The sequence below is a fragment of the Azohydromonas caseinilytica genome, assembly GCF_012927045.1.
Classification (GTDB): domain Bacteria; phylum Pseudomonadota; class Gammaproteobacteria; order Burkholderiales; family Burkholderiaceae_C; genus Azohydromonas; species Azohydromonas caseinilytica.
This window is the reverse complement of the sequence record NZ_JABBFW010000001.1, coordinates 569,334-586,181: the sequence shown is the minus strand read 5'-3', so window position 1 is coordinate 586,181 and position 16,848 is coordinate 569,334. Positions and strand designations below refer to the sequence as shown.

Annotated in this window: 19 protein-coding genes and 1 pseudogene; 10 read left to right on the top strand and 10 right to left on the bottom strand. The window is 71.7% G+C overall.

The window, feature by feature from the left end:
- Positions 1–37: 37 nt before the first annotated feature.
- Positions 38–262: a hypothetical protein gene (locus tag HHL10_RS30150; protein WP_205832869.1), complete on the top strand. Its 225-nt coding sequence runs from the start codon at positions 38–40 to the stop codon at positions 260–262.
- 78 nt (positions 263–340) lie between these two features.
- Here the strand turns inward: HHL10_RS30150 and HHL10_RS02815 are convergent, their stop codons facing one another.
- The gene (locus HHL10_RS02815) at positions 341–736 is read right to left on the bottom strand and encodes a VOC family protein (protein ID WP_169158789.1); all 396 of its coding nucleotides are present in this window, start codon (positions 734–736) and stop codon (positions 341–343) included.
- A 113-nt stretch (positions 737–849) separates the two neighbouring features.
- On the opposite strand from HHL10_RS02815, the gene HHL10_RS02810 reads away from it, so the two are divergent.
- Positions 850–1,419 carry a cob(I)yrinic acid a,c-diamide adenosyltransferase gene (locus HHL10_RS02810; protein ID WP_169158788.1) on the top strand — a complete coding sequence of 190 codons (570 nt, stop codon included), beginning with the start codon at positions 850–852 and terminating at the stop codon, positions 1,417–1,419.
- Between the two features lie 81 nt (positions 1,420–1,500).
- Here the strand turns inward: HHL10_RS02810 and HHL10_RS02805 are convergent, their stop codons facing one another.
- Together HHL10_RS02805 and tldD are read right to left on the bottom strand one after the other, a co-directional pair.
- On the bottom strand, positions 1,501–2,628 hold the full coding sequence (locus tag HHL10_RS02805) for a 3-deoxy-7-phosphoheptulonate synthase (protein ID WP_169158787.1): 1,128 nt from the start codon (positions 2,626–2,628) through the stop codon (positions 1,501–1,503).
- A gap of 343 nt (positions 2,629–2,971) precedes the next feature.
- Entirely contained in the window at positions 2,972–4,435 is a 1,464-nt protein-coding gene (gene tldD / locus HHL10_RS02800; RefSeq protein WP_169158786.1) for a metalloprotease TldD, read from the bottom strand.
- 131 nt (positions 4,436–4,566) lie between these two features.
- Here tldD and HHL10_RS02795 point away from each other — a divergent pair, with 131 nt between their 5' ends.
- On the top strand, positions 4,567–5,169 hold the full coding sequence (locus HHL10_RS02795; RefSeq protein WP_169158785.1) for a hypothetical protein: 603 nt from the start codon (positions 4,567–4,569) through the stop codon (positions 5,167–5,169).
- A gap of 63 nt (positions 5,170–5,232) precedes the next feature.
- Here HHL10_RS02795 and rsmI read toward each other — a convergent pair whose 3' ends face one another.
- The gene (gene rsmI, locus HHL10_RS02790) at positions 5,233–6,147 is read right to left on the bottom strand and encodes a 16S rRNA (cytidine(1402)-2'-O)-methyltransferase (RefSeq protein ID WP_169158784.1); all 915 of its coding nucleotides are present in this window, start codon (positions 6,145–6,147) and stop codon (positions 5,233–5,235) included.
- Here rsmI and HHL10_RS02785 point away from each other — a divergent pair.
- From HHL10_RS02785 to HHL10_RS02775, 3 genes are all read left to right on the top strand, one after another.
- Positions 6,140–6,517, top strand: a complete 378-nt coding sequence (locus HHL10_RS02785) for a YraN family protein (protein WP_169158783.1) — start codon at positions 6,140–6,142, stop codon at positions 6,515–6,517. The two genes, rsmI and HHL10_RS02785, sit on opposite strands and share 8 nt — an antisense overlap.
- A 93-nt stretch (positions 6,518–6,610) precedes the next feature.
- Positions 6,611–7,189 carry an SIS domain-containing protein gene (locus HHL10_RS02780; RefSeq protein ID WP_169158782.1) on the top strand — a complete coding sequence of 193 codons (579 nt, stop codon included), beginning with the start codon at positions 6,611–6,613 and terminating at the stop codon, positions 7,187–7,189.
- Between the two features lie 2 nt (positions 7,190–7,191).
- Positions 7,192–7,824 (top strand): BON domain-containing protein, encoded by a 633-nt coding sequence (locus HHL10_RS02775; RefSeq protein WP_169158781.1) that lies wholly within the window; start codon positions 7,192–7,194, stop codon positions 7,822–7,824.
- 155 nt (positions 7,825–7,979) lie between these two features.
- On the opposite strand, the gene HHL10_RS02770 is transcribed toward HHL10_RS02775, so the two are convergent.
- A complete protein-coding gene (locus HHL10_RS02770; protein WP_259373208.1) occupies positions 7,980–8,861 on the bottom strand; it encodes an NAD(P)-dependent oxidoreductase in 882 nt (293 codons plus the stop codon).
- A gap of 124 nt (positions 8,862–8,985) precedes the next feature.
- The gene (locus HHL10_RS02765; RefSeq protein ID WP_169158779.1) at positions 8,986–10,026 is read right to left on the bottom strand and encodes a type IV pilus twitching motility protein PilT; all 1,041 of its coding nucleotides are present in this window, start codon (positions 10,024–10,026) and stop codon (positions 8,986–8,988) included.
- 17 nt (positions 10,027–10,043) lie between these two features.
- On the opposite strand from HHL10_RS02765, the gene HHL10_RS02760 reads away from it, so the two are divergent.
- Positions 10,044–10,748 (top strand): YggS family pyridoxal phosphate-dependent enzyme, encoded by a 705-nt coding sequence (locus HHL10_RS02760; protein ID WP_169158778.1) that lies wholly within the window; start codon positions 10,044–10,046, stop codon positions 10,746–10,748.
- 117 nt (positions 10,749–10,865) lie between these two features.
- Here HHL10_RS02760 and HHL10_RS02755 read toward each other — a convergent pair whose 3' ends face one another.
- Both HHL10_RS02755 and HHL10_RS02750 read right to left on the bottom strand, forming a co-directional pair.
- Positions 10,866–11,750, bottom strand: coding sequence for a Bug family tripartite tricarboxylate transporter substrate binding protein (locus tag HHL10_RS02755; protein WP_235970993.1), 885 nt, complete (start codon positions 11,748–11,750; stop codon positions 10,866–10,868).
- 188 nt (positions 11,751–11,938) lie between these two features.
- A complete protein-coding gene (locus HHL10_RS02750) occupies positions 11,939–13,213 on the bottom strand; it encodes a Glu/Leu/Phe/Val family dehydrogenase (RefSeq protein WP_169158776.1) in 1,275 nt (424 codons plus the stop codon).
- Positions 13,214–13,384: 171 nt separating this feature from the next.
- Between HHL10_RS02750 and proC the strand changes: the two genes are divergently transcribed.
- A complete protein-coding gene (gene proC / locus HHL10_RS02745) occupies positions 13,385–14,197 on the top strand; it encodes a pyrroline-5-carboxylate reductase (RefSeq protein WP_169158775.1) in 813 nt (270 codons plus the stop codon).
- Positions 14,194–14,463, top strand: a pseudogene (locus HHL10_RS30375) (chorismate--pyruvate lyase family protein); the annotation flags it as partial. The gene proC and the pseudogene HHL10_RS30375, both read left to right, overlap by 4 nt.
- Before the next feature lie 213 nt (positions 14,464–14,676).
- Here the strand turns inward: HHL10_RS30375 and ubiA are convergent.
- On the bottom strand, positions 14,677–15,588 hold the full coding sequence (gene ubiA / locus HHL10_RS02740) for a 4-hydroxybenzoate octaprenyltransferase (RefSeq protein ID WP_169158774.1): 912 nt from the start codon (positions 15,586–15,588) through the stop codon (positions 14,677–14,679).
- Positions 15,589–15,732: 144 nt separating this feature from the next.
- Between ubiA and HHL10_RS02735 the strand changes: the two genes are divergently transcribed.
- The gene (locus tag HHL10_RS02735) at positions 15,733–16,170 is read left to right on the top strand and encodes a tellurite resistance TerB family protein (RefSeq protein ID WP_169158773.1); all 438 of its coding nucleotides are present in this window, start codon (positions 15,733–15,735) and stop codon (positions 16,168–16,170) included.
- Between the two features lie 11 nt (positions 16,171–16,181).
- Here HHL10_RS02735 and HHL10_RS02730 read toward each other — a convergent pair whose 3' ends face one another.
- Positions 16,182–16,763, bottom strand: a complete 582-nt coding sequence (locus tag HHL10_RS02730) for a PEP-CTERM sorting domain-containing protein (protein ID WP_169158772.1) — start codon at positions 16,761–16,763, stop codon at positions 16,182–16,184.
- Positions 16,764–16,848: the final 85 nt, after the last annotated feature.

Genomic DNA, 16,848 nt, shown 5'->3' with positions numbered 1-16,848 from the left:
CAAACCTTCCTTCAACGAAGTCACTGCATCCGCCGTCATGGCCTCCGGGTTGTGGCTGCTCTATGTGGCCGCCCTGCACGCCTCGGGCGGCGTCTTCGATGCCGTCAACGCCGGTGCCACGCTGTTGGTCATTTTCTGGGGCTGCGTGTGCGTGCGCCTCGGCATCCACGTCGGCCGCGGCCTGCCGCACCTGGCGCTCAACGTCGGCTTCGGCGCGGCGCTGCTGGGCGTGTACCAGGCGCTCATCACACTCTTCGGCTAAAGGGCAAGCTGCGTACCCGGGGCAAGGCTGCCCCGGGAAAGAGGCCGGCTCAGCTGGCCGGCGCCGGCACGCCCGGGCTCACTGGTAGTGGCCGTGGCGCTCCAGCACCTCGATCTTGTAGCCGTCGGGGTCCTGGATGAAGAAGAAGCGCGCCAGCAGCTCGTCACCGCGCTTGAACTCCTTGACCGGCGCGGGCTCGCGGCCCGCGGCCACCAGCCGCGCATGCTCGGCCGCCACGTCGGCCACCGCCACGGCAATGTGGCCGTAGCCCGTGCCATGGGTGTAGGGCTCCTCGCGCCCCTTGTTGAGCGTGAGCTCCAGCTCGAAGTCGTTCTCGTCGTTGCGCAGGTACACCAGCGTGAAATCGGGGAAGTCGAGCCGGTGCGACTCGCGCAGGCCGAGCACGTCGGCGTAGAAGTCCATCGATTTCTGCAGGTCCAGCACGCGGATCATGCTGTGGATGATCTTGGCCATCAGGCCCTCCTCGGGTCTTGCGTTCTCTCTCACTGAGCGGCGGGACAGCGCCCGCCGCGGCGCGCCACTGTAAGCCGGGCAGGGCGCATGCCGGCGGCTGCTAGCATTTCCCGATGGCCAACCGACTTACGCAAATCGCAACCCGCACGGGCGACGACGGCAGCACGGGCCTGGGCGACGGCAGCCGCGTGCCCAAGGACCATCTGCGCATCCACGCCATGGGCGAAGTGGACGAGCTCAACTCACACCTCGGCGTGCTGCTGTGCGAGCCGCTGCCCGACGAGGTGCGCGAGCTGCTGGTGACAATCCAGCACGAACTCTTCAACCTCGGCGGCGAACTCTCCATTCCCGGCTACGAGCTGCTCAAGGCCGACGCCGTGCTCAGGCTTGACGAGGCGCTGGCCGAGTACAACGCTCGGCTGCCGCGGCTGCAGGAGTTCATCCTGCCCGGCGGCAGCCGCAGCGCGGCGCTGGCGCATGTGGCGCGCACCGTGGCGCGCCGCGCCGAGCGCGCGGTGGTGACGCTGGGCGCGCACGAAACCGTGCGGCCCGAGCCGCGCCAGTACCTCAACCGGCTGTCCGACCTGCTGTTCGTGCTGGCGCGCGTGCTCAACCGTGCCAACCTCGACGGCCTGGGCGGCGACGACGTGTACTGGCACAGCGAGCGGCTGCAGCGCGGCTGAGCCGCCGCCTTACTGCCCGGACCGGCAGGCCCTTCGAACCAGCTCTCCCGAGCGCGCCGAAGGGCCTGAGTCAAGCGCCGCTCAGCCGCGGCGCGCCTTCACCGCCTCGCTGAGCACATCCAGCACGCCCACCGAGTCGTCCCAGCCGATGCAGGCGTCGGTGATGCTCTGGCCGTAGGCCAGCCGGCTCGGGTCGTCCTTGCCGGCTGTGAACTTCTGGGCGCCGGGCTGCAGGTGGCTTTCCACCATCACGCCGAAGATGGAGCGGCCGCCGTTGCGGATCTGCCCGGCCACGTCGCGGGCCACGTCGACCTGGCGCTGGTGCTGCTTGCTGCTGTTGGCGTGGCTGAAGTCCACCATCAGCGAGGCGTCCAGCCCGGCGGCCTGCAGCTCCTGGCAGGCCTTGGCCACGTGGTCGGCGTCGTAGTTGGGCGTCTTGCCACCGCGCAGGATGACGTGGCAGTCCGGGTTGCCCTTGGTCTGCACCGTGGCGACCTGGCCGTTCTTGTGCACCGACAGGAAGTGGTGCGGGCGCGAGGCGGCCTGGATGGCGTCAATGGCGATCTTGATGTTGCCGTCGGTACCGTTCTTGAAGCCGATGGGTGCCGAGATGCCCGAGGCCAGCTCGCGGTGCACCTGGCTCTCGGTGGTGCGTGCGCCGATGGCCCCCCAGGAAATCAGGTCGCCGATGTACTGCGGCGAGATCACGTCCAGGAACTCGCTGGCCGCGGGCAGGCCCAGGCGGTTGATCTCCACCAGCAGCTGCCGCGCGATGCGCAGGCCCTCGTCGATGCGGTAGCTCTCGTCCAGGTACGGGTCGTTGATCAGCCCCTTCCAGCCTACCGTGGTGCGCGGCTTCTCGAAGTACACGCGCATCACGATTTCCAGCGTGTCGGCGTAGCGCTTGCGCTGCTCCAGCAGGCGGCGCGCGTAGTCCAGCGCGGCCTGCGGGTCGTGGATGGAGCAGGGGCCCATGATCACCAGCAGCCGGTCATCCTGGCCGTGCTGGATGCGGATGATGCGCTGACGCGTCTGCGTCACCAGGGCTTCCACGGGCGTACCGCGGATCGGGAAGAAGCGGATGAGGTGTTCGGGCGGAGGCAAGGGCGTGATGTCCTCAATGCGGGCGTCGTCGGTCTGGCTGGTGCGGTCCGGCGGGGCCTGCCAGCCTTCGACGACGGCGGGGGGCGACTTCTGGTGATCGGTCATGGCACAGGGCTCCTGGGCAAACGGGTGGGAAGGAAGGACGAGGGGACGAAAAAAAACCGCCGGGGGTCTCCCGGCGGTTCTGAGGATCTGCTGCGCTGCTGTCGGCTTATGCGCGGGCCTCTCCTCCGCCGGGGCGGTGCGAGAACCAGTAAAAGCCGAAGAAAAATCGTGCAGTACGCATAAGTCCCAAATCATGGGGGGCACCCCCTGAATCCGTCAACGCATTTCGGGTACGTACTGGATGGTTCATTTGCCCGGGTTCAGGGCTGGCGCCCCGGCCGGACACTGCGGGAACAGCGTCCATGGCCGGGCCGCCCAGAGATGTCCGACGTCCGGCGTCGGGTCAGGCGGTGCCGCCGACCGTGAGGCCGTCGATGCGCAGCGTGGGCTGGCCCACGCCCACCGGCACGCTCTGGCCTTCCTTGCCGCAGGTGCCCACGCCGCTGTCGAGCTGCAGGTCGTTGCCGATCATGCTCACGCGCGTGAGCGCATCCGGGCCGTTGCCGATGAGCGTGGCGCCCTTGACCGGGTAGAGGATCTTGCCGTTCTCGACCCAGTAGGCCTCGCTGGCCGAGAACACGAACTTGCCGCTGGTGATGTCCACCTGGCCGCCACCGAAGTTCGTGGCGTACAGGCCCTTCTTGATGGAGGCGACGATCTCGTCCCTGCTCTTGTCGCCGGCGAGCATGTAGGTGTTGGTCATGCGCGGCATGGGCAGGTGCGCGTAGCTCTCGCGCCGGCCGTTGCCCGTGGACTTGACCTTCATGAGCCGGGCGTTGAGCGCGTCCTGGATGTAGCCGCGCAGGATGCCGTCCTCGATCAGCACGGTGCGCTGCGTGGCACAGCCCTCGTCGTCCACGTTGAGCGAGCCGCGGCGGTCGGGCAGCGTGCCGTCGTCGAGCACCGTCACGCCCTTGGCCGCCACGCGCTGGCCGACGCGCCCGGCGAAGGCGCTGGAGCCCTTGCGGTTGAAGTCGCCTTCCAGGCCGTGGCCGATGGCCTCGTGCAGCAGGATGCCGGGCCAGCCAGGGCCCAGCACCACGGTCATCTCGCCTGCGGGGGCCGGACGCGCTTCCAGGTTGGTGAGCGCGGCATTGACGGCTTGGTCCACGTAGCGGTCGATCACGTCGTCCTGGAAGTAGCCCAGCCCGAAGCGCCCGCCACCGCCGCCGGTGCCGACCTCGCGCCGGCCGTTGGACTCGGCGATCACGGTGACGCTGAGCCGCACCAGCGGGCGCACGTCCGCGGCGCGGGTGCCGTCGGCGCGCGCCACCATCACCACGTCATGCTCGGCCGCCAGGCCGGCCATGACCTGCACGATGCGCGGGTCGCGCGCGCGGGCGCGCTGCTCCACCTTCTCCAGCAGCGCCACCTTCTGCGCGCTGTCGAGCGTGCCGATCGGGTCGGTGGGCGCGTACAGGGCGCGGCTGGCCGCCGCGGTGCCGCTGGCGGGCACCTTCACGCGCCGGCTCTGGCCGCTGGCGGCAATGGTGCGCACGGTACGGGCGGCGTCCAGCAGCGCGGCCTCGGAGATGTCGTCGGAGTAGGCGAAGGCCGTCTTCTCGCCGGCCACCGCGCGCACGCCCACGCCCTGGTCGATGCTGAAGCTGCCGCTCTTGACGATCCCTTCCTCCAGGCTCCAGCCCTCGTGGCGCGTGGTCTGGAAGTACAGGTCCGCGTCGTCGATGCGGTGCTCGCTGATCAGGCGCAGCGCCTGCGACAGCGTCGCCTCGCTCAGGTTGTAGGGGTCCAGCAGCAGCGATTGCGCCAGGGCCAGACGCTCGATGGTGGGTTCGCGGGAGATCATGAGTTTCTTGGCAACGCCTTGGTTACGTCCGGCTCCGCTTGCTTACCGACCGCGACACCTGCCGCGTCAGCGCTTCGGTCCGGGCGCCGTTGAAAAGCCGTGGGGGATGTTCCCACGCCACGGACCACAGCATGAAGCAGTTTCACAATGCCCTGATCGCGGCCTTCTTGGCACTGGCCGGTGCGGCCGCCGTCGCGCAGCCGGCCACGCCGGGCGTTGACCAGCGCGAGGCGCGGCAGGAGCAGCGCATCCGCCAGGGCGTTGCCAGCGGCGAGATCAGCGCCCGCGAGGCCTACCGGCTGGAGCGCCAGCAAGGCCGCATCGACGCTGCCGAGGCGGCGGCCCGGGCCGATGGCCGCCTCAACGGCGCCGAGCGCGAGCGCCTCAACCGCATGCAGGACCACGCCAGCGCAGACATCTGGCAGCAGAAGCACGACGCGCACACCGCCAGCACCGCGATGGCGCCCGCCGCGCCGCCGCGCTCGGGCGTGCTGGTGGACCGGCGCCAAGCCGCGCAGGACAAGCGCATCCGCCAGGGCATCGCCAGCGGCCAGATCGACGCCCGCGAAGCCGCGCGGCTGGAGCGGGAGCAGTCGCGCATCCAGGCCGCCGAAGCGCGCGCCCGAGCCGACGGGCATGTCAGCGGCGCCGAGCGCGAACGGCTCAATCGCCTGCAAGAGCACGCCAGCGCCGACATCCGGCACCAGAAGCACGACGGGCAGCGCGCCCATTGAGGCCGAGGCCGGCGCTCGATGAGCACCACGCCCGGCCGGCACCGGGCCGCTTCCGACCCGGCGTCAGCCCTCGGCCTTGAGCGCCAGCGCGCGCTGGTACAGCGCGTTGCGCGGCGCGCCGCTGAGCGTGGCCGCCAGCGACACTGCCTGCTTCAGCGGCAGCTCCGCCAGCAGCGTGCGCAGCGCGCGCTCGGCCTCGGGGGGCATCGCGTCCTCGTCCGCCTCCACCGCCGCGGGCGGGGCGGCATGCAGCACCAGCACGAACTCGCCGCGCAGGCGCTGCGCGTCCTCGGCCAGCCAGGCCGGAAACTCGGCCGCCGGCAGGGTGTGGATGCTCTCGAACTGCTTGGTCAGCTCGCGGCAGCAGCTCAGCAACCGCTGCGGCACCACCTGCGCCAGCTCGGCGGCCAGGGTCTGCACCCGGTGCGGCGCCTCGAACAGCACCTGCGCCTGCGGCTGCGCTGCCAGCGCCTGCAGCGCCGCCTTGCGCTCGGCGCCCTTGGAAGGCAGGAAGCCGACGAAATTGAAACCGCTGGTGCGGGTGTCGCCCGCGGCGCTGAGCGCCGTCACCGCGCTGCTGGCCCCGGGAATAGGCATGACGCGGTGCCCGGCCGCGCGCACCGCCGCCACCAGCACCGCGCCGGGGTCGGAGATGGCCGGCGTGCCGGCGTCGCTGACATAGGCCACGCGCTGGCCCTGCGCCAGCCGCGCCAGCACGCCCTGGGCGGCGCTGGCCTCGTTGTGCTCGTGCACGGCCAGCAGCGGCTTGTCCAGGCCGAGGTGGCGCAGCAGCGCGGCGCTCACGCGCGTGTCCTCGCAGGCCACGGCGTCGGCCTGGACGAGCACCTGGATGGCGCGCAGCGTCAGGTCGGCCAGGTTGCCGATGGGCGTGGCGACCACGTAGAGGGCAGCGGCGGGATACTGCTGCGCACCGGCGGCAGCGGCCGCCGCCTGCTGGAGCAAGGAAGCGATGTTCAAGGCGGACAGCACCAGGAAACGGGGAGAGGCAGCCGAGGCGCTGGCATTGGCGCACTTGGAGCGCCACGGCCTGCGGCTGGTGAGCCGCAATTATCGGTGGGGGCAGGGGCGCGGCAGCGCGGGCGGCGAGATCGATCTCATCCTGCGCGAGCGCGACGGCACGTTGGTGTTCGTGGAGGTGCGCGCGCGGCGCAGCGGCGCCTATGGCGGCGCCGCGGCCAGCATCGGCGCGGCCAAGCAGCGGCGGCTGCGCCGCGCCGCCGAGCATTTCCTGCTGCGCTGGCCGGTGCTGCCGCCGTGCCGCTTCGACGTGGTGGCCATCGACGGCGAGCAGGTGTCGTGGCTGCGCGGCGCCTTTGCGATGGACTGAAGCTCCTTCGTCGCACGCCTGAACACGTTGCTCCGTACCGGCCCCTTGCCCCCTGCGCGGGGCCTTCACAGCGCGTCGCTATCATCCCCGCCCATGCTTGAGCAGCGCATCCAACAACATTTCTTCGAGAGCGCCGACCTGCTCTACCAGGTGGCCGAGACCCTGGCGCGGCCTATTGCCGACGCGGCGCAGGTCGTGGTGGGCAGCATCACCGGCGGCGGCAAGGTGCTGCTGGTGGGGCAGGGCCCGTGGCTGGGGCTGGCGCAGGCCTTCGCGGCGCAGTTCGTGGGCCGCTTCGAGCGCGACCGCCCCGGGCTGGCCGCGCTGGCGCTGGGCGACGCCGGGCTGCTGAGCCTGCCGCCCGGCGACGAGCCCGCGCAGGCACGGCAGCTGCAGGCGCTGGGCGCGCCGGGCGACGTGCTCATCGCGCTGGGCGCCAGCGCCACGCCGGCCCTGGTGGCGGCGGTGCAGGCCGCACACGGGCGCGACATGACGGTGCTGGCCCTCACCGGCCGCCTCGCCGGGGCGCAGGCGCTGCAGCTGGCCGAGACCGATGTGCACATCCCCGTGCCGCACGAGCGCGCGGCGCGAATTCTGGAGCTGCACCTGCTCGCGCTGCACGCCATCTGCGACGCGGTGGACCTCCAACTCATGGGCGAACAGGACGAATGAGCATGCCTTCCCGTACTTGGATCGAGCGTGGCCGGCGCGCCGCGCGGCTGGTGGCCGTGCTGGGCGCGGCGGCCTGGTTCAGCGGCTGCGCGCCGCTGGTGGTGGGCGGTGCCGCCGTGGGTGGCGCGCTGGTCTTCAACGACCGCCGCACCTCGGGCACGCAGATCGAGGACCAGGCCATCGAGGTCAAGGCCGGCAACCGCGTGCGCGAGGTGCTGGGCGACCGTGGCCACCTCAACTTCACCAGCTACAACCGCGCCCTGCTCATCACCGGCGAGGTGCCCGCCGAGGCCGACCGCCAGGCGGTGGAGAGCGCCGTCAGTGGCATCGAGAACCTGCGCGCCGTCGTCAACGAGCTGGGCGTGCTGGGCAACAGCTCGCTGACCTCGCGCTCCAGCGACACGATCGTCACCAGCAAGGTCAAGGCCACCTTCGTGGACGCCAAGGACCTGCAGGCCAGCGCCTTCAAGGTCGTCACCGAGCGCGGCACGGTGTACCTGATGGGCCGCGTCACCGAGCGCGAGGCCGCGCGCGCCACCGAGCTGGCCCGCAACATCGGCGGCGTGGAAAAGGTGGTGCGCGTGTTCGAGATCCTCACCGAGTCCGAGCTGGCGAATCTGCAGACGGCGAAGTGAGGCGCGGGCCTGAACTCACGCGGCACACTTAAAGAAGCTCGTCATGCCCGCGCAGGCGGGCATCCACGCCGGCCGGGATGCCGCCCGGTGTTGGTGGACACCCGCCTGTGCGGGTGTGACGAGATTGTTCTGCTGCTCATCAGCAGCAAGCGGAGTCACTTCAGCCGCGTGATCAGGCTCGACGTGTCCCAGCGCCCGCCGCCCTGGGCCTGGACGTCGGCGTAGAACTGGTCCACCAGGGCCGTCACGGGCAGCCGCGCACCGTTGCGGCGGGCTTCCTCCAGCACCAGCCCCAGGTCCTTGCGCATCCAGTCCACGGCGAAGCCGAAGTCGAACTTGTCGTCGGCCATGGTGTGGCCGCGGTTCTCCATCTGCCAGCTCTGCGCCGCGCCCTTGCTGATCACGTCCAGCACCTGCTTCATGTCCAGCCCGGCGCGCTGGCCGAAGGCGATGGCCTCGGACAGGCCCTGCAGCAGCCCGGCGATGCAGACCTGGTTGACCATCTTCGCCAGTTGCCCGGCGCCGGCCTCGCCCACGCGGGTGACGGCGCGCGAGTAGGCCAGCGCCACCGGCTTCATGGCCTCGAAGGGCTCCTCGTCGCCGCCGCACATCACGGTGAGCACGCCGTTGACGGCGCCGGCCTGGCCGCCGGAAACCGGCGCGTCGATGAACTGCTTGCCCGTGGCGCGCGCCGCGGCGTAGAGCTCGCGTGCCACCTCGGCCGAGGCGGTGGTGTGGTCCACGAACACCGCGCCGCCGCGCATGCCCGCCAGCGCGCCGTCGGCACCCAGCACCACGCTGCGCAGGTCGTCGTCGTTGCCCACGCAGGCGAAGACGAAGTCCGCGTCCTGCGCCGCCTCGCGCGGCGTGGCGGCGGCGCGGCCGCCGTGCTCGGCCGCCCAGGCCTGCGCCTTGGCGGCGGTGCGGTTGTAGACGCTCACCTGGTGCCCGGCGCGCGCCAGGTGGCCGGCCATGGGGTAGCCCATCACGCCCAGGCCCAGGAAGGCCACGCGTGCGCTTGCTGCTTGTTCGCTCAAAGTCATCTCCCGCAAAAGTTGCCGCGGCGGCCCATGCCGCCGCCGTGAACCGCGGATCATGGCCCAGAAGCAAAACCGCTCCGGCGCCGCGCGGGACCGGAGCGCGGCAGGGCAGCCCGCCAGCTCAGGCCGTGAAGCTTTCGGGCTGCTGAGCGTGGGCGCGCGCCTCGGCCGGGTCGATCACGCCTCGGCGCACCAGCGCGCTGAGGTGCTGGTCCAGCGTCTGCATGCCCTGCTGCTGGCCCGTCTGCAGCACCGAGGCCATCTGCGCCACCTTGTGCTCGCGGATGAGGTGCCGGATCGCCGGCGTGCCCAGCATGAGCTCGTAGGCGGCGGTGCGGCCTGGGCCGTCCCGGCGCCGGCACAGCGTCTGCGCCACCACGGCCTGCAGCGACTCGGCCAGCAGGGCGCGGATGAACTCCTTCTCGCCGGCCGGGAACACGTCGACGAGCCGGTCCACCGCCTGCGCCGCGCCGGCGCTGTGCAGCGTGGCCAGCACCAGGTGCCCGGTCTCAGCGGCGGTCAGCGCCAGGCGGATGGTGTCCAGGTCGCGCAGCTCGCCCACCAGGATGAGGTCCGGGTCCTCGCGCAGCGCCGCGCGCAGGGCGGCGGCGAAGCTGCGCGTGTGCGTGCCCAGCTCGCGCTGCGTCACCAGGCAGCCCAGGCTGTCGTGCACGAACTCGATCGGGTCCTCCACCGTCAGCAGGTGGCCCTGGGTGTGCTCGTTGCGGTGGTTCAGCAGGGCGGCCAGCGTGGTGCTCTTGCCCGAGCCGGTGGGGCCGGTGACCAGCACCAGCCCGCGCGGGCGCAACGCCAGCTCGGCCAGCACCGGCGGCGCCTGCAGCTCCTGCAGCGTGGGGATGCGCTGCGGGATCAGCCGCAGCACCGCCGCTGCGCCCAAGCGCTGGTGGAAGGCGTTGACGCGCAGGCGCAGCCCTTGGGCCTCGACCGCGAAGTCGCATTCCAGCGCCTCGGCGTAAGTGCGGCGCTGCGCCTCGTCCATGAGCCCGGTGAGCAGCGCCGACACCTGCGCGTGGGACAACGCTTCGGCCCCCTGGCGCCGCAGCTCGCCGTGCACGCGCAGCAGCGGCGGCAGCCCGGGGCACAGGTGCAGATCGGAAGCCTGGTGGCGCACGGCCAGGTCCAGCAGCGCTGCGATGTCCATCGGCTACGCTCCCCCTCATGACAGGTATTGTGCAGAACTTACAACACACCCGCGAGCGCATCGCCGCCGCCTGCGCCGCGGCCGGCCGCCCGGGGCAGGACGTGACGCTGCTGGCGGTCAGCAAGACCTTTGGCGCCGACGCGGTGCGCGAGGCGCAGGCCGCCGGGCAGCGCGCCTTCGGCGAGAACTACGTGCAGGAGGCGCTGGACAAGATCGCCGCGCTGGCCGACCTGCGCTCCGACTTGGAGTGGCACCTCATCGGCCCGCTGCAGAGCAACAAGACGCGCGTGGTGGCCGAGAGCTTCGACTGGGTGCACTCGGTGGACCGGTTCAAGATCGCCGAGCGGCTGTCGGCGCAGCGCCCAGACCACCTGCCGCCGCTGCAGCTGTGCCTGCAGGTCAACGTCAGCGGCGAGGCCAGCAAGAGCGGCGTCGCGCCCGAAGAGGTGGCGGCGCTGGCGTCCCAGGTGGCGCGGCTGCCGAAGCTGCGGTTGCGCGGGCTGATGTCCATTCCCGAGCCGGCGGCGGACTTCGAGAGCCAGCGCGCGCCGCACCGCGTGCTGCATGCACTGCTGCGTGAGCTCCAGCAGCAGGGGCTGGCGCTGGACACGCTGTCCATGGGCATGAGCGCCGACCTGGAAGCGGCCGTGGCCGAGGGCGCCACCATCGTGCGTATCGGCACGGCCATCTTTGGCGGGCGACCCAGGCCGGCTTCCGCCTGAAACCTGCTGCAGAGCGCGGGCGTGGATTGTTCAGAGTCACCGAACAATCCGCCAATGTGTGCGAGCTTTATCCAGTCATGCTGGCCAATCCGGCCCCGTGGTGGCCGATGCCGCGGTTCAGGACTCCAGCTTCAGCCCGATGCGCCGGATCAGCGCGCCCCAGCGCTGCGTGTCCGCCGCCACCTGGGCGCGGAAGGCCTCGGCGCTGCCGCCCACCGGCGTGAGGCCCTGCTGCGCCAGGGCGGCGCGCACGGCGGCGTCCTGCAGCACGGCGTTGACGTCGGCATTGAGACGCTGGATCACGCCCGCCGGCGTGCCCGCGGCGGTGAAGAAGCCGTTCCAGGCCAGCGCCTCGATGGCGGGGTAGCCGGTCTCGGCCATGGTCGGCACGTCGTGCAGGCCGTCCAGGCGCTGGCGGCTCGTCACCGCCAGCAGCCGCACGCGGCCGGCGCGCACGTGCGGCAGCAGTGCGGGGGCGACCATCATGGTGGCGTCGGTCTCGCCCTGGGCCACGGACATCGCGCTGGGCGGCGAGCCGTTGAAGGGCACGTGCGTGCCCTGGATGCCGGCCTCGGCCAGCAGCAGCTCCATGCTCAGGTGCGAGCTGCTGCCCTTGCCCAGCGAGGCGTAGTTCATGCGCCCGCCGCGCTCCCGGGCCCAGGCCACGAACTCGCGCACCGTCTTCACCGGCAGCGCGGCGTGGACCGCCAGCACGTTGGGCTGCGAGGTGGTCATGACCACCGGCACCAGGTCGCGTGCCGGGTCATAGGGCAGCCTGGCGTACATGAAGGGCGCGAAGGCGATGGGGCCGTTGAAGCCCAGTGCCAGCACATGGCCGTCGGGCGGCGCCTTGGCCGCGACGTCCATGCCCAGCAGCCCGCCGGCACCGGGCTTGTTCTCCACCACCACGCTCTGGCCCCAGCGGTCTTTCAGCTTGTCGCCCAGCAGCCGGGCGATGAGGTCCAGCGAGCTGCCTGGCGGGGCCGGGACGATCAGGCGCATGGGGCGCTGCGGCCAAGTGGGCTGGGCGAGGACGGAGGCAGCAGGGAGGGCGAGGGCCGCGGCGGCCAGCAGGGTTCGGCGGTGCATGGAAGGGGTCGGACAGGGGAAGCGGGCGATGCTAAGCCGGGCCGACACCCCCTGTTCGGGCTGAGCCCGTCGAAGGGCCTGTAGCCCGGCCGCGGCAGCGCTCAGGGATACAGCCCCCGCTCCTCGCGCGCCGTGAGGATGCGCTCGCAGGCCACGGCGAAGGTGGCGGTGCGCAGGCTGATGCGGTGCTGGTCGGCGGTGTCCCAGATGCGGCGCAGCGCGCCGATCATGATCTTCTCCAGCCGCACGTTGATCTCGTCCTCGGTCCAGAAGAAGCTGGAGAAGTCCTGCACCCACTCGAAGTAGCTCACCGTCACGCCGCCGGCGTTGCAGATCACGTCGGGCACCACCAGCACGCCGCGCTCGGCCAGGATGTCGTCGGCCTCGGGCAGCGTGGGGCCGTTGGCGCCTTCGAGCACCAGCTTGGCCTTCAGGCGCTGCGCGCGTGCCGGCGTGATCTGCCCCTCCAGCGCGGCGGGGATGAGGATGTCGCAGTCCACGTCCCAGAAGTCCTCGTCCGGGATCACTTCCGCCCCCGTGAAGCCGCCGATGGAGCCCTGACGCTGCACCATGGGCATCAGGTCCGCCAGCTCGATGCCGCCGCCGTTGAAGATCGTCCCGGTGTGGTCCTGGATCGCCACCAGCTGGGCGCCGGCCTGCACGAACAGCTCGGCCGCCGACGAGCCCACGTTGCCGAAGCCCTGCACCGCCACGCGCGCGCCGTCCAGCGGCAGATTGATGCGCCGCGCCGCCTCGCGCCCGGTGACGAACACGCCGCGCCCGGTGGCCTTCACCCGGCCGAGCGAGCCGCCGAGGTGGATGGGCTTGCCGGTGACGACGCCGGTGGAGGTGGCGCCGGTGTTCATGGAGTAGGTGTCCATCATCCAGGCCATGACCTGGGCGTTGGTGTTGACGTCCGGGGCCGGGATGTCCTGCTGCGGGCCGATGATCAGCCCGATCTCGCTGGTGTAGCGCCGCGTCAGCCGCTCCAGCTCCTTGAGCGAGAGCTGCTTGGGCTCGACGCGCACGCCGCCCTTGGCGCCGCCGTAGGGCAGGTTGACGGCGGCGTTCTTGATCGACATCCACGCCGCCAGCGCCATCACCTCCTCCAGCGTCACGGCCGGGTGGTAGCGCACGCCGCCCTTGCCGGGGCCGCGGCTGAGGTTGTGCTGCACGCGGAAGCCCTCGTAGTGCGCCACCGTGCCGTCGTCGAGCTCGATGGGGATGTCCACGATCAGCGCACGCTTGGGGCGCTTGAGCGTCTCGACCCAGCGCGCCAGGTGGCCCAGGTAGGGCGTGACGCGGTCCACCTGCGACAGGTACGTCTGCCAGGGGCTGTCGGGGCTGGGATGCACGAAGGACAGGTTCGATGTCATGGACTGCTCTCCTCGTCGGCATTGGTTGTCGATGGCGGCTTTTCACACCGTCCAGGCCCACTGTAGGCCCGCGGGCCGCGGGCGGGGTGGCGCGGCGGCCAAGGCGTGCGCGGGCTGCGGGCAGGGCGCGTGCCGGCCGGCACCCCTGGGCGCGGCGCCTACACTTTCCGGATGAGCACAGTTGCATTCATCGGCGGCGGCAACATGGCCGGCGCCCTCATCGGCGGGCTGCTGCAATCCGGCCGCCCGGTCTCTTCGATCCTGGTGGTGGAGCCCGTGGAGGCGCAGCGCGTGAAGCTGCTGCAGACCTTCGGCGTGGTGGCGCTGCCCGCGGCGGCGCCGGCGCTGTCGCAGGCGCAGATCGTGGTCTGGGCCGTGAAGCCGCAGCTTTTCAACGAGGCCGCCGTGCCCTGCGCCGGGCGCGTCAACGGCGCGCTGCAGCTCAGCGTGATGGCGGGCATCCGCACCGACGCCATCGCGCGCGCCACCGGCAGCCAAGCCGTGGTGCGCGCCATGCCCAACACGCCGGCGCTGATCGGCCAGGGCATCTCGGGCCTGTACGCCCGTCCTGAAGTCACCGAGGCGCAGAAGGCCGAGGTCGATGCACTGCTGGCGCCCACGGGCCGCCGGGTGTGGGTGGCCCAGGAGGCAGACCTGGACGCCGTCACGGCGATCTCCGGCTCCGGCCCGGCCTACGTGTTCTACGTGGTGGAGGCCATGATCGCCGCGGCCGAGCGCATGGGCCTGAGCACCGAGCAGGGCCGCGAGCTGGCGCTGGCCACCGTGGCCGGCGCGGCGGCGCTGGCGCAGCAGTCCGAGGACAGTCCGGCCGTGCTGCGCGAGCGCGTCACCTCCAAGGGCGGCACCACGCATGCCGCCATCAGCTCGCTGGAAGCCGACGGCGTGCGCGACGCCTTCGTGCGCGCGCTGCACGCGGCCCAGGCCCGCGCGCGCGAGCTGGGCGACGAGTTCGGCAAGGCGTGAGCCTGGCGCTGCGGCGCTGGCAGCGGGCGCCGGGCTCGCTGACGGCGCGGCTTAGGGCGCTCGGGTCCAGCTTCGAGGTGCGCACGCTGCGCCAGCGCGTGGCGCCGTTGCTGCGCGAGGAGCGCCGCGAGCTGGGCGCCGGCCGGCACCTGGTGCGGGAGGTGGTCCTGCTGGTGGACGGCGTGCCGCTGGTGTGGGCGCGCAGCGTGGCGCCGGCTCGATCGCTGTGCGGACCCTGGCGCGCGCTGGCCGGGCTGGGCACGCGCCCGCTGGGGCAGCTGCTGTTCGACGACCCGCGCGTGGCGCGCTCGCCGCTGCACGCGCAGCGCTGGTGCGGCGGCCCGGGCGGCCGGCGCGTCGCGCGCGACTGGCTGGCCGCCACCGGCGCGCCCTGGCCGGCCGGGGTGGTGCAGGGGCGCAGCTCCGTGTTCGAGCGGCGCGGGGCGAAATTGAGGGTGTACGAGGCCTTTGCGCCGGCCTTAGCGCAGCGCCAGGTCCAGCACCGTCCCGGCGAACACCGCAAAGCCCAGCCAGTGGTTCAACCTGAAAGCCTTGAAGCAGCCTTCGCGGGTGCGGTGCCGGATCAGCGTCCAGTGCCAGAGCACCTGCGCTGAGGCCACGGCGATGCCGGCCAGGAACCAGCCGCCCAGGCCCAGCTGCAGGCCGATCCAGGCCCAGCTGGCCAGGTGCAGCAGGTAGAAGCTGGTCACGCCGATGACGTCGAAGCGGCCCAGCGTCAGGGCCGAGGTCTTGATGCCGATGCGGATGTCGTCATCGCGATCCACCATCGCGTACTCGGTGTCGTAGGCCAGCACCCAGAACAGGTTCGACAGCAGCAGCCCCCAGGCATGCAGCGGCACGGCGTCGGCCACCGCGGCCGGGCCCCAGCTGGCGCCGCCCTGCACGGCCGAGAAGGCCATGGGGATGCCGAAGCTGAAGGCCACGCCCAGCACCGCCTGCGGCATGGACACCAGCCGCTTCGCGTAGGGGTAGGCGATGGCGATGGCCAGCGCGGCGAAGGACAGCGTGATGGTCGGCCCGTTGGTGGTGAGCACCAGGAAGAAGGCCAGCAATGACAGCGCCGCGCCCACCAGCAGCGCCTCGCGCGTGCCGATGGCGCCGCGCGTCACCGGGCGCTGCGCGGTGCGTTTCACATGCCGGTCGAAGTCCTGGTCGGCCACGTCGTTGACGCAGCAGCCGGCGCTGCGCATGAGGATGGTGCCCAGCGTGAACACCGCCAGCAGGTGCCAGCCGGGGAAGCCGTCGGCCGCCATCCACAGCGCCGACAGCGTGGGCCACAGCAGCAGCAGCCAGCCGGCGGGGCGGTTCCAGCGGATCAGGTCGAGGTACAGCGCCAGGCGCGACGGGGGAGATACGGCTTGCGTGCTCATGGCGGCGGATTTTCGCGCGCGGCCTGCGGAACTCCGGCGCCTGGGCGTTGCTCCACGCCGGGTGCGCGCCCAAGGCCCGGCCCTTGCCAAGGAGCCGGGGCGGCCCGGGCCGCGCCTTTTCCCATTCAAGCCAGGAGGTCTTCCATGTCCACCGACCGCGACACTGATACGCCCGAAGCCATGGCGCGCCTGATCGCGCTGCTGATCGTGGCCGACACCAAGCTCGATCCGCGTGAGCTGGCGATGCTCGACGAGCTGGATGCCTTCGGGCGTATCGGCATCGAGCGCACCGAGTTCATGCGCGTGGCCAGCGAGCTGTGCGAGGAGCTGGGCGAGCGGCTGCAGCAGCGGCCGTGGCTGACGCTGTCGGAGCGGGCGCTGATCGAGGCCGAGCTGCAAACCGTGCGCGACCCGGCCAGGCGGCGCCTGGTGGCACGGCTGGGCGCCGCCGTGATCACCGCCGACGGTCGTGTGCAGGACAGCGAGCGCGTGCTTTTCGACCACCTGCTGCTGCGCTGGGGGCTCACCCGTGCGGACGTGAGCCAGGCGGTTCGGGAAGATGGGGCAGGTCGAGCGAGCTGACGCCGAGGGCGTCAGCGCCGCGTCCTGCAAGCCACTCCCACACCCAGCACGCCGAGCGTCGCGAGCACCAGCACACTCGGCTCGGGCACGGCGGGCGCCTGGCTGACCAGCCAGGCGCTGTGCGAGCCCTCCGTGTCGGTGACGAAGTGGGAGTCGTCGAACACGGTGTGCGTGGCAAGGCTGCCGCCGCGGATGAACTGGTAGTAGCCATCCACCGCGTAATTGCCGATGACCCGTTCGCCAGCCTGACCGACGTCGCCCGTCACGCCGTCGAACAGCCGGAACAGCGTGGCCACGGCGGCGCGCGTCATGTCGTTGTCGCCGGACAGGATATCGGCCCGGATCAGCGAGAGCCCGGTCGCGTCGGACCAGGTGTGGGCGATCTGGCCAGGGGTGGCCAGCATCCAGGTGCGGCCGCCGAAGACCACGCCCGACGAGAAGTTGGCGTAGGTGCCGTGCAGCAGGCCGACATCCAGATAGTCCAGCCTGAGCCGGGTGTCGGTCGTGTAGGTCCCGTGATCAATGATCGCTGCGCCGGCCAGTGAACTGGCCACCAGACTCAACGCCGCGACCGCGGCCTTCAAGCTGCTCATGTCACGCTCCTCTGACTCCGTTGGCCCATCGCCGGCGAGGGCCGGCGATGCGGGCGGAATCAGGGGCAAATCGCGCGCCTGGGCA

Bases quoted from the DNA above. Each gene is read 5' to 3' on its own strand.
- HHL10_RS30150 (WP_205832869.1), top strand. From the start codon at position 38: ATGGCCTCCGGGTTGTGGCTGCTCTATGTGGCCGCCCTGCACGCCTCG.
- HHL10_RS02815 (WP_169158789.1), bottom strand. From the start codon at position 736: ATGGCCAAGATCATCCACAGCATGATCCGCGTGCTGGACCTGCAGAAA.
- HHL10_RS02810 (WP_169158788.1), top strand. From the start codon at position 850: ATGGCCAACCGACTTACGCAAATCGCAACCCGCACGGGCGACGACGGC.
- HHL10_RS02805 (WP_169158787.1), bottom strand. From the start codon at position 2,628: ATGACCGATCACCAGAAGTCGCCCCCCGCCGTCGTCGAAGGCTGGCAG.
- tldD (WP_169158786.1), bottom strand. From the start codon at position 4,435: ATGATCTCCCGCGAACCCACCATCGAGCGTCTGGCCCTGGCGCAATCG.
- HHL10_RS02795 (WP_169158785.1), top strand. From the start codon at position 4,567: ATGAAGCAGTTTCACAATGCCCTGATCGCGGCCTTCTTGGCACTGGCC.
- HHL10_RS02785 (WP_169158783.1), top strand. From the start codon at position 6,140: ATGTTCAAGGCGGACAGCACCAGGAAACGGGGAGAGGCAGCCGAGGCG.
- HHL10_RS02780 (WP_169158782.1), top strand. From the start codon at position 6,611: ATGCTTGAGCAGCGCATCCAACAACATTTCTTCGAGAGCGCCGACCTG.
- HHL10_RS02775 (WP_169158781.1), top strand. From the start codon at position 7,192: ATGCCTTCCCGTACTTGGATCGAGCGTGGCCGGCGCGCCGCGCGGCTG.
- HHL10_RS02765 (WP_169158779.1), bottom strand. From the start codon at position 10,026: ATGGACATCGCAGCGCTGCTGGACCTGGCCGTGCGCCACCAGGCTTCC.
- HHL10_RS02760 (WP_169158778.1), top strand. From the start codon at position 10,044: ATGACAGGTATTGTGCAGAACTTACAACACACCCGCGAGCGCATCGCC.
- HHL10_RS02755 (WP_235970993.1), bottom strand. From the start codon at position 11,750: ATGCGCCTGATCGTCCCGGCCCCGCCAGGCAGCTCGCTGGACCTCATC.
- HHL10_RS02750 (WP_169158776.1), bottom strand. From the start codon at position 13,213: ATGACATCGAACCTGTCCTTCGTGCATCCCAGCCCCGACAGCCCCTGG.
- proC (WP_169158775.1), top strand. From the start codon at position 13,385: ATGAGCACAGTTGCATTCATCGGCGGCGGCAACATGGCCGGCGCCCTC.
- ubiA (WP_169158774.1), bottom strand. From the start codon at position 15,588: ATGAGCACGCAAGCCGTATCTCCCCCGTCGCGCCTGGCGCTGTACCTC.
- HHL10_RS02735 (WP_169158773.1), top strand. From the start codon at position 15,733: ATGTCCACCGACCGCGACACTGATACGCCCGAAGCCATGGCGCGCCTG.
- HHL10_RS02730 (WP_169158772.1), bottom strand. From the start codon at position 16,763: ATGAGCAGCTTGAAGGCCGCGGTCGCGGCGTTGAGTCTGGTGGCCAGT.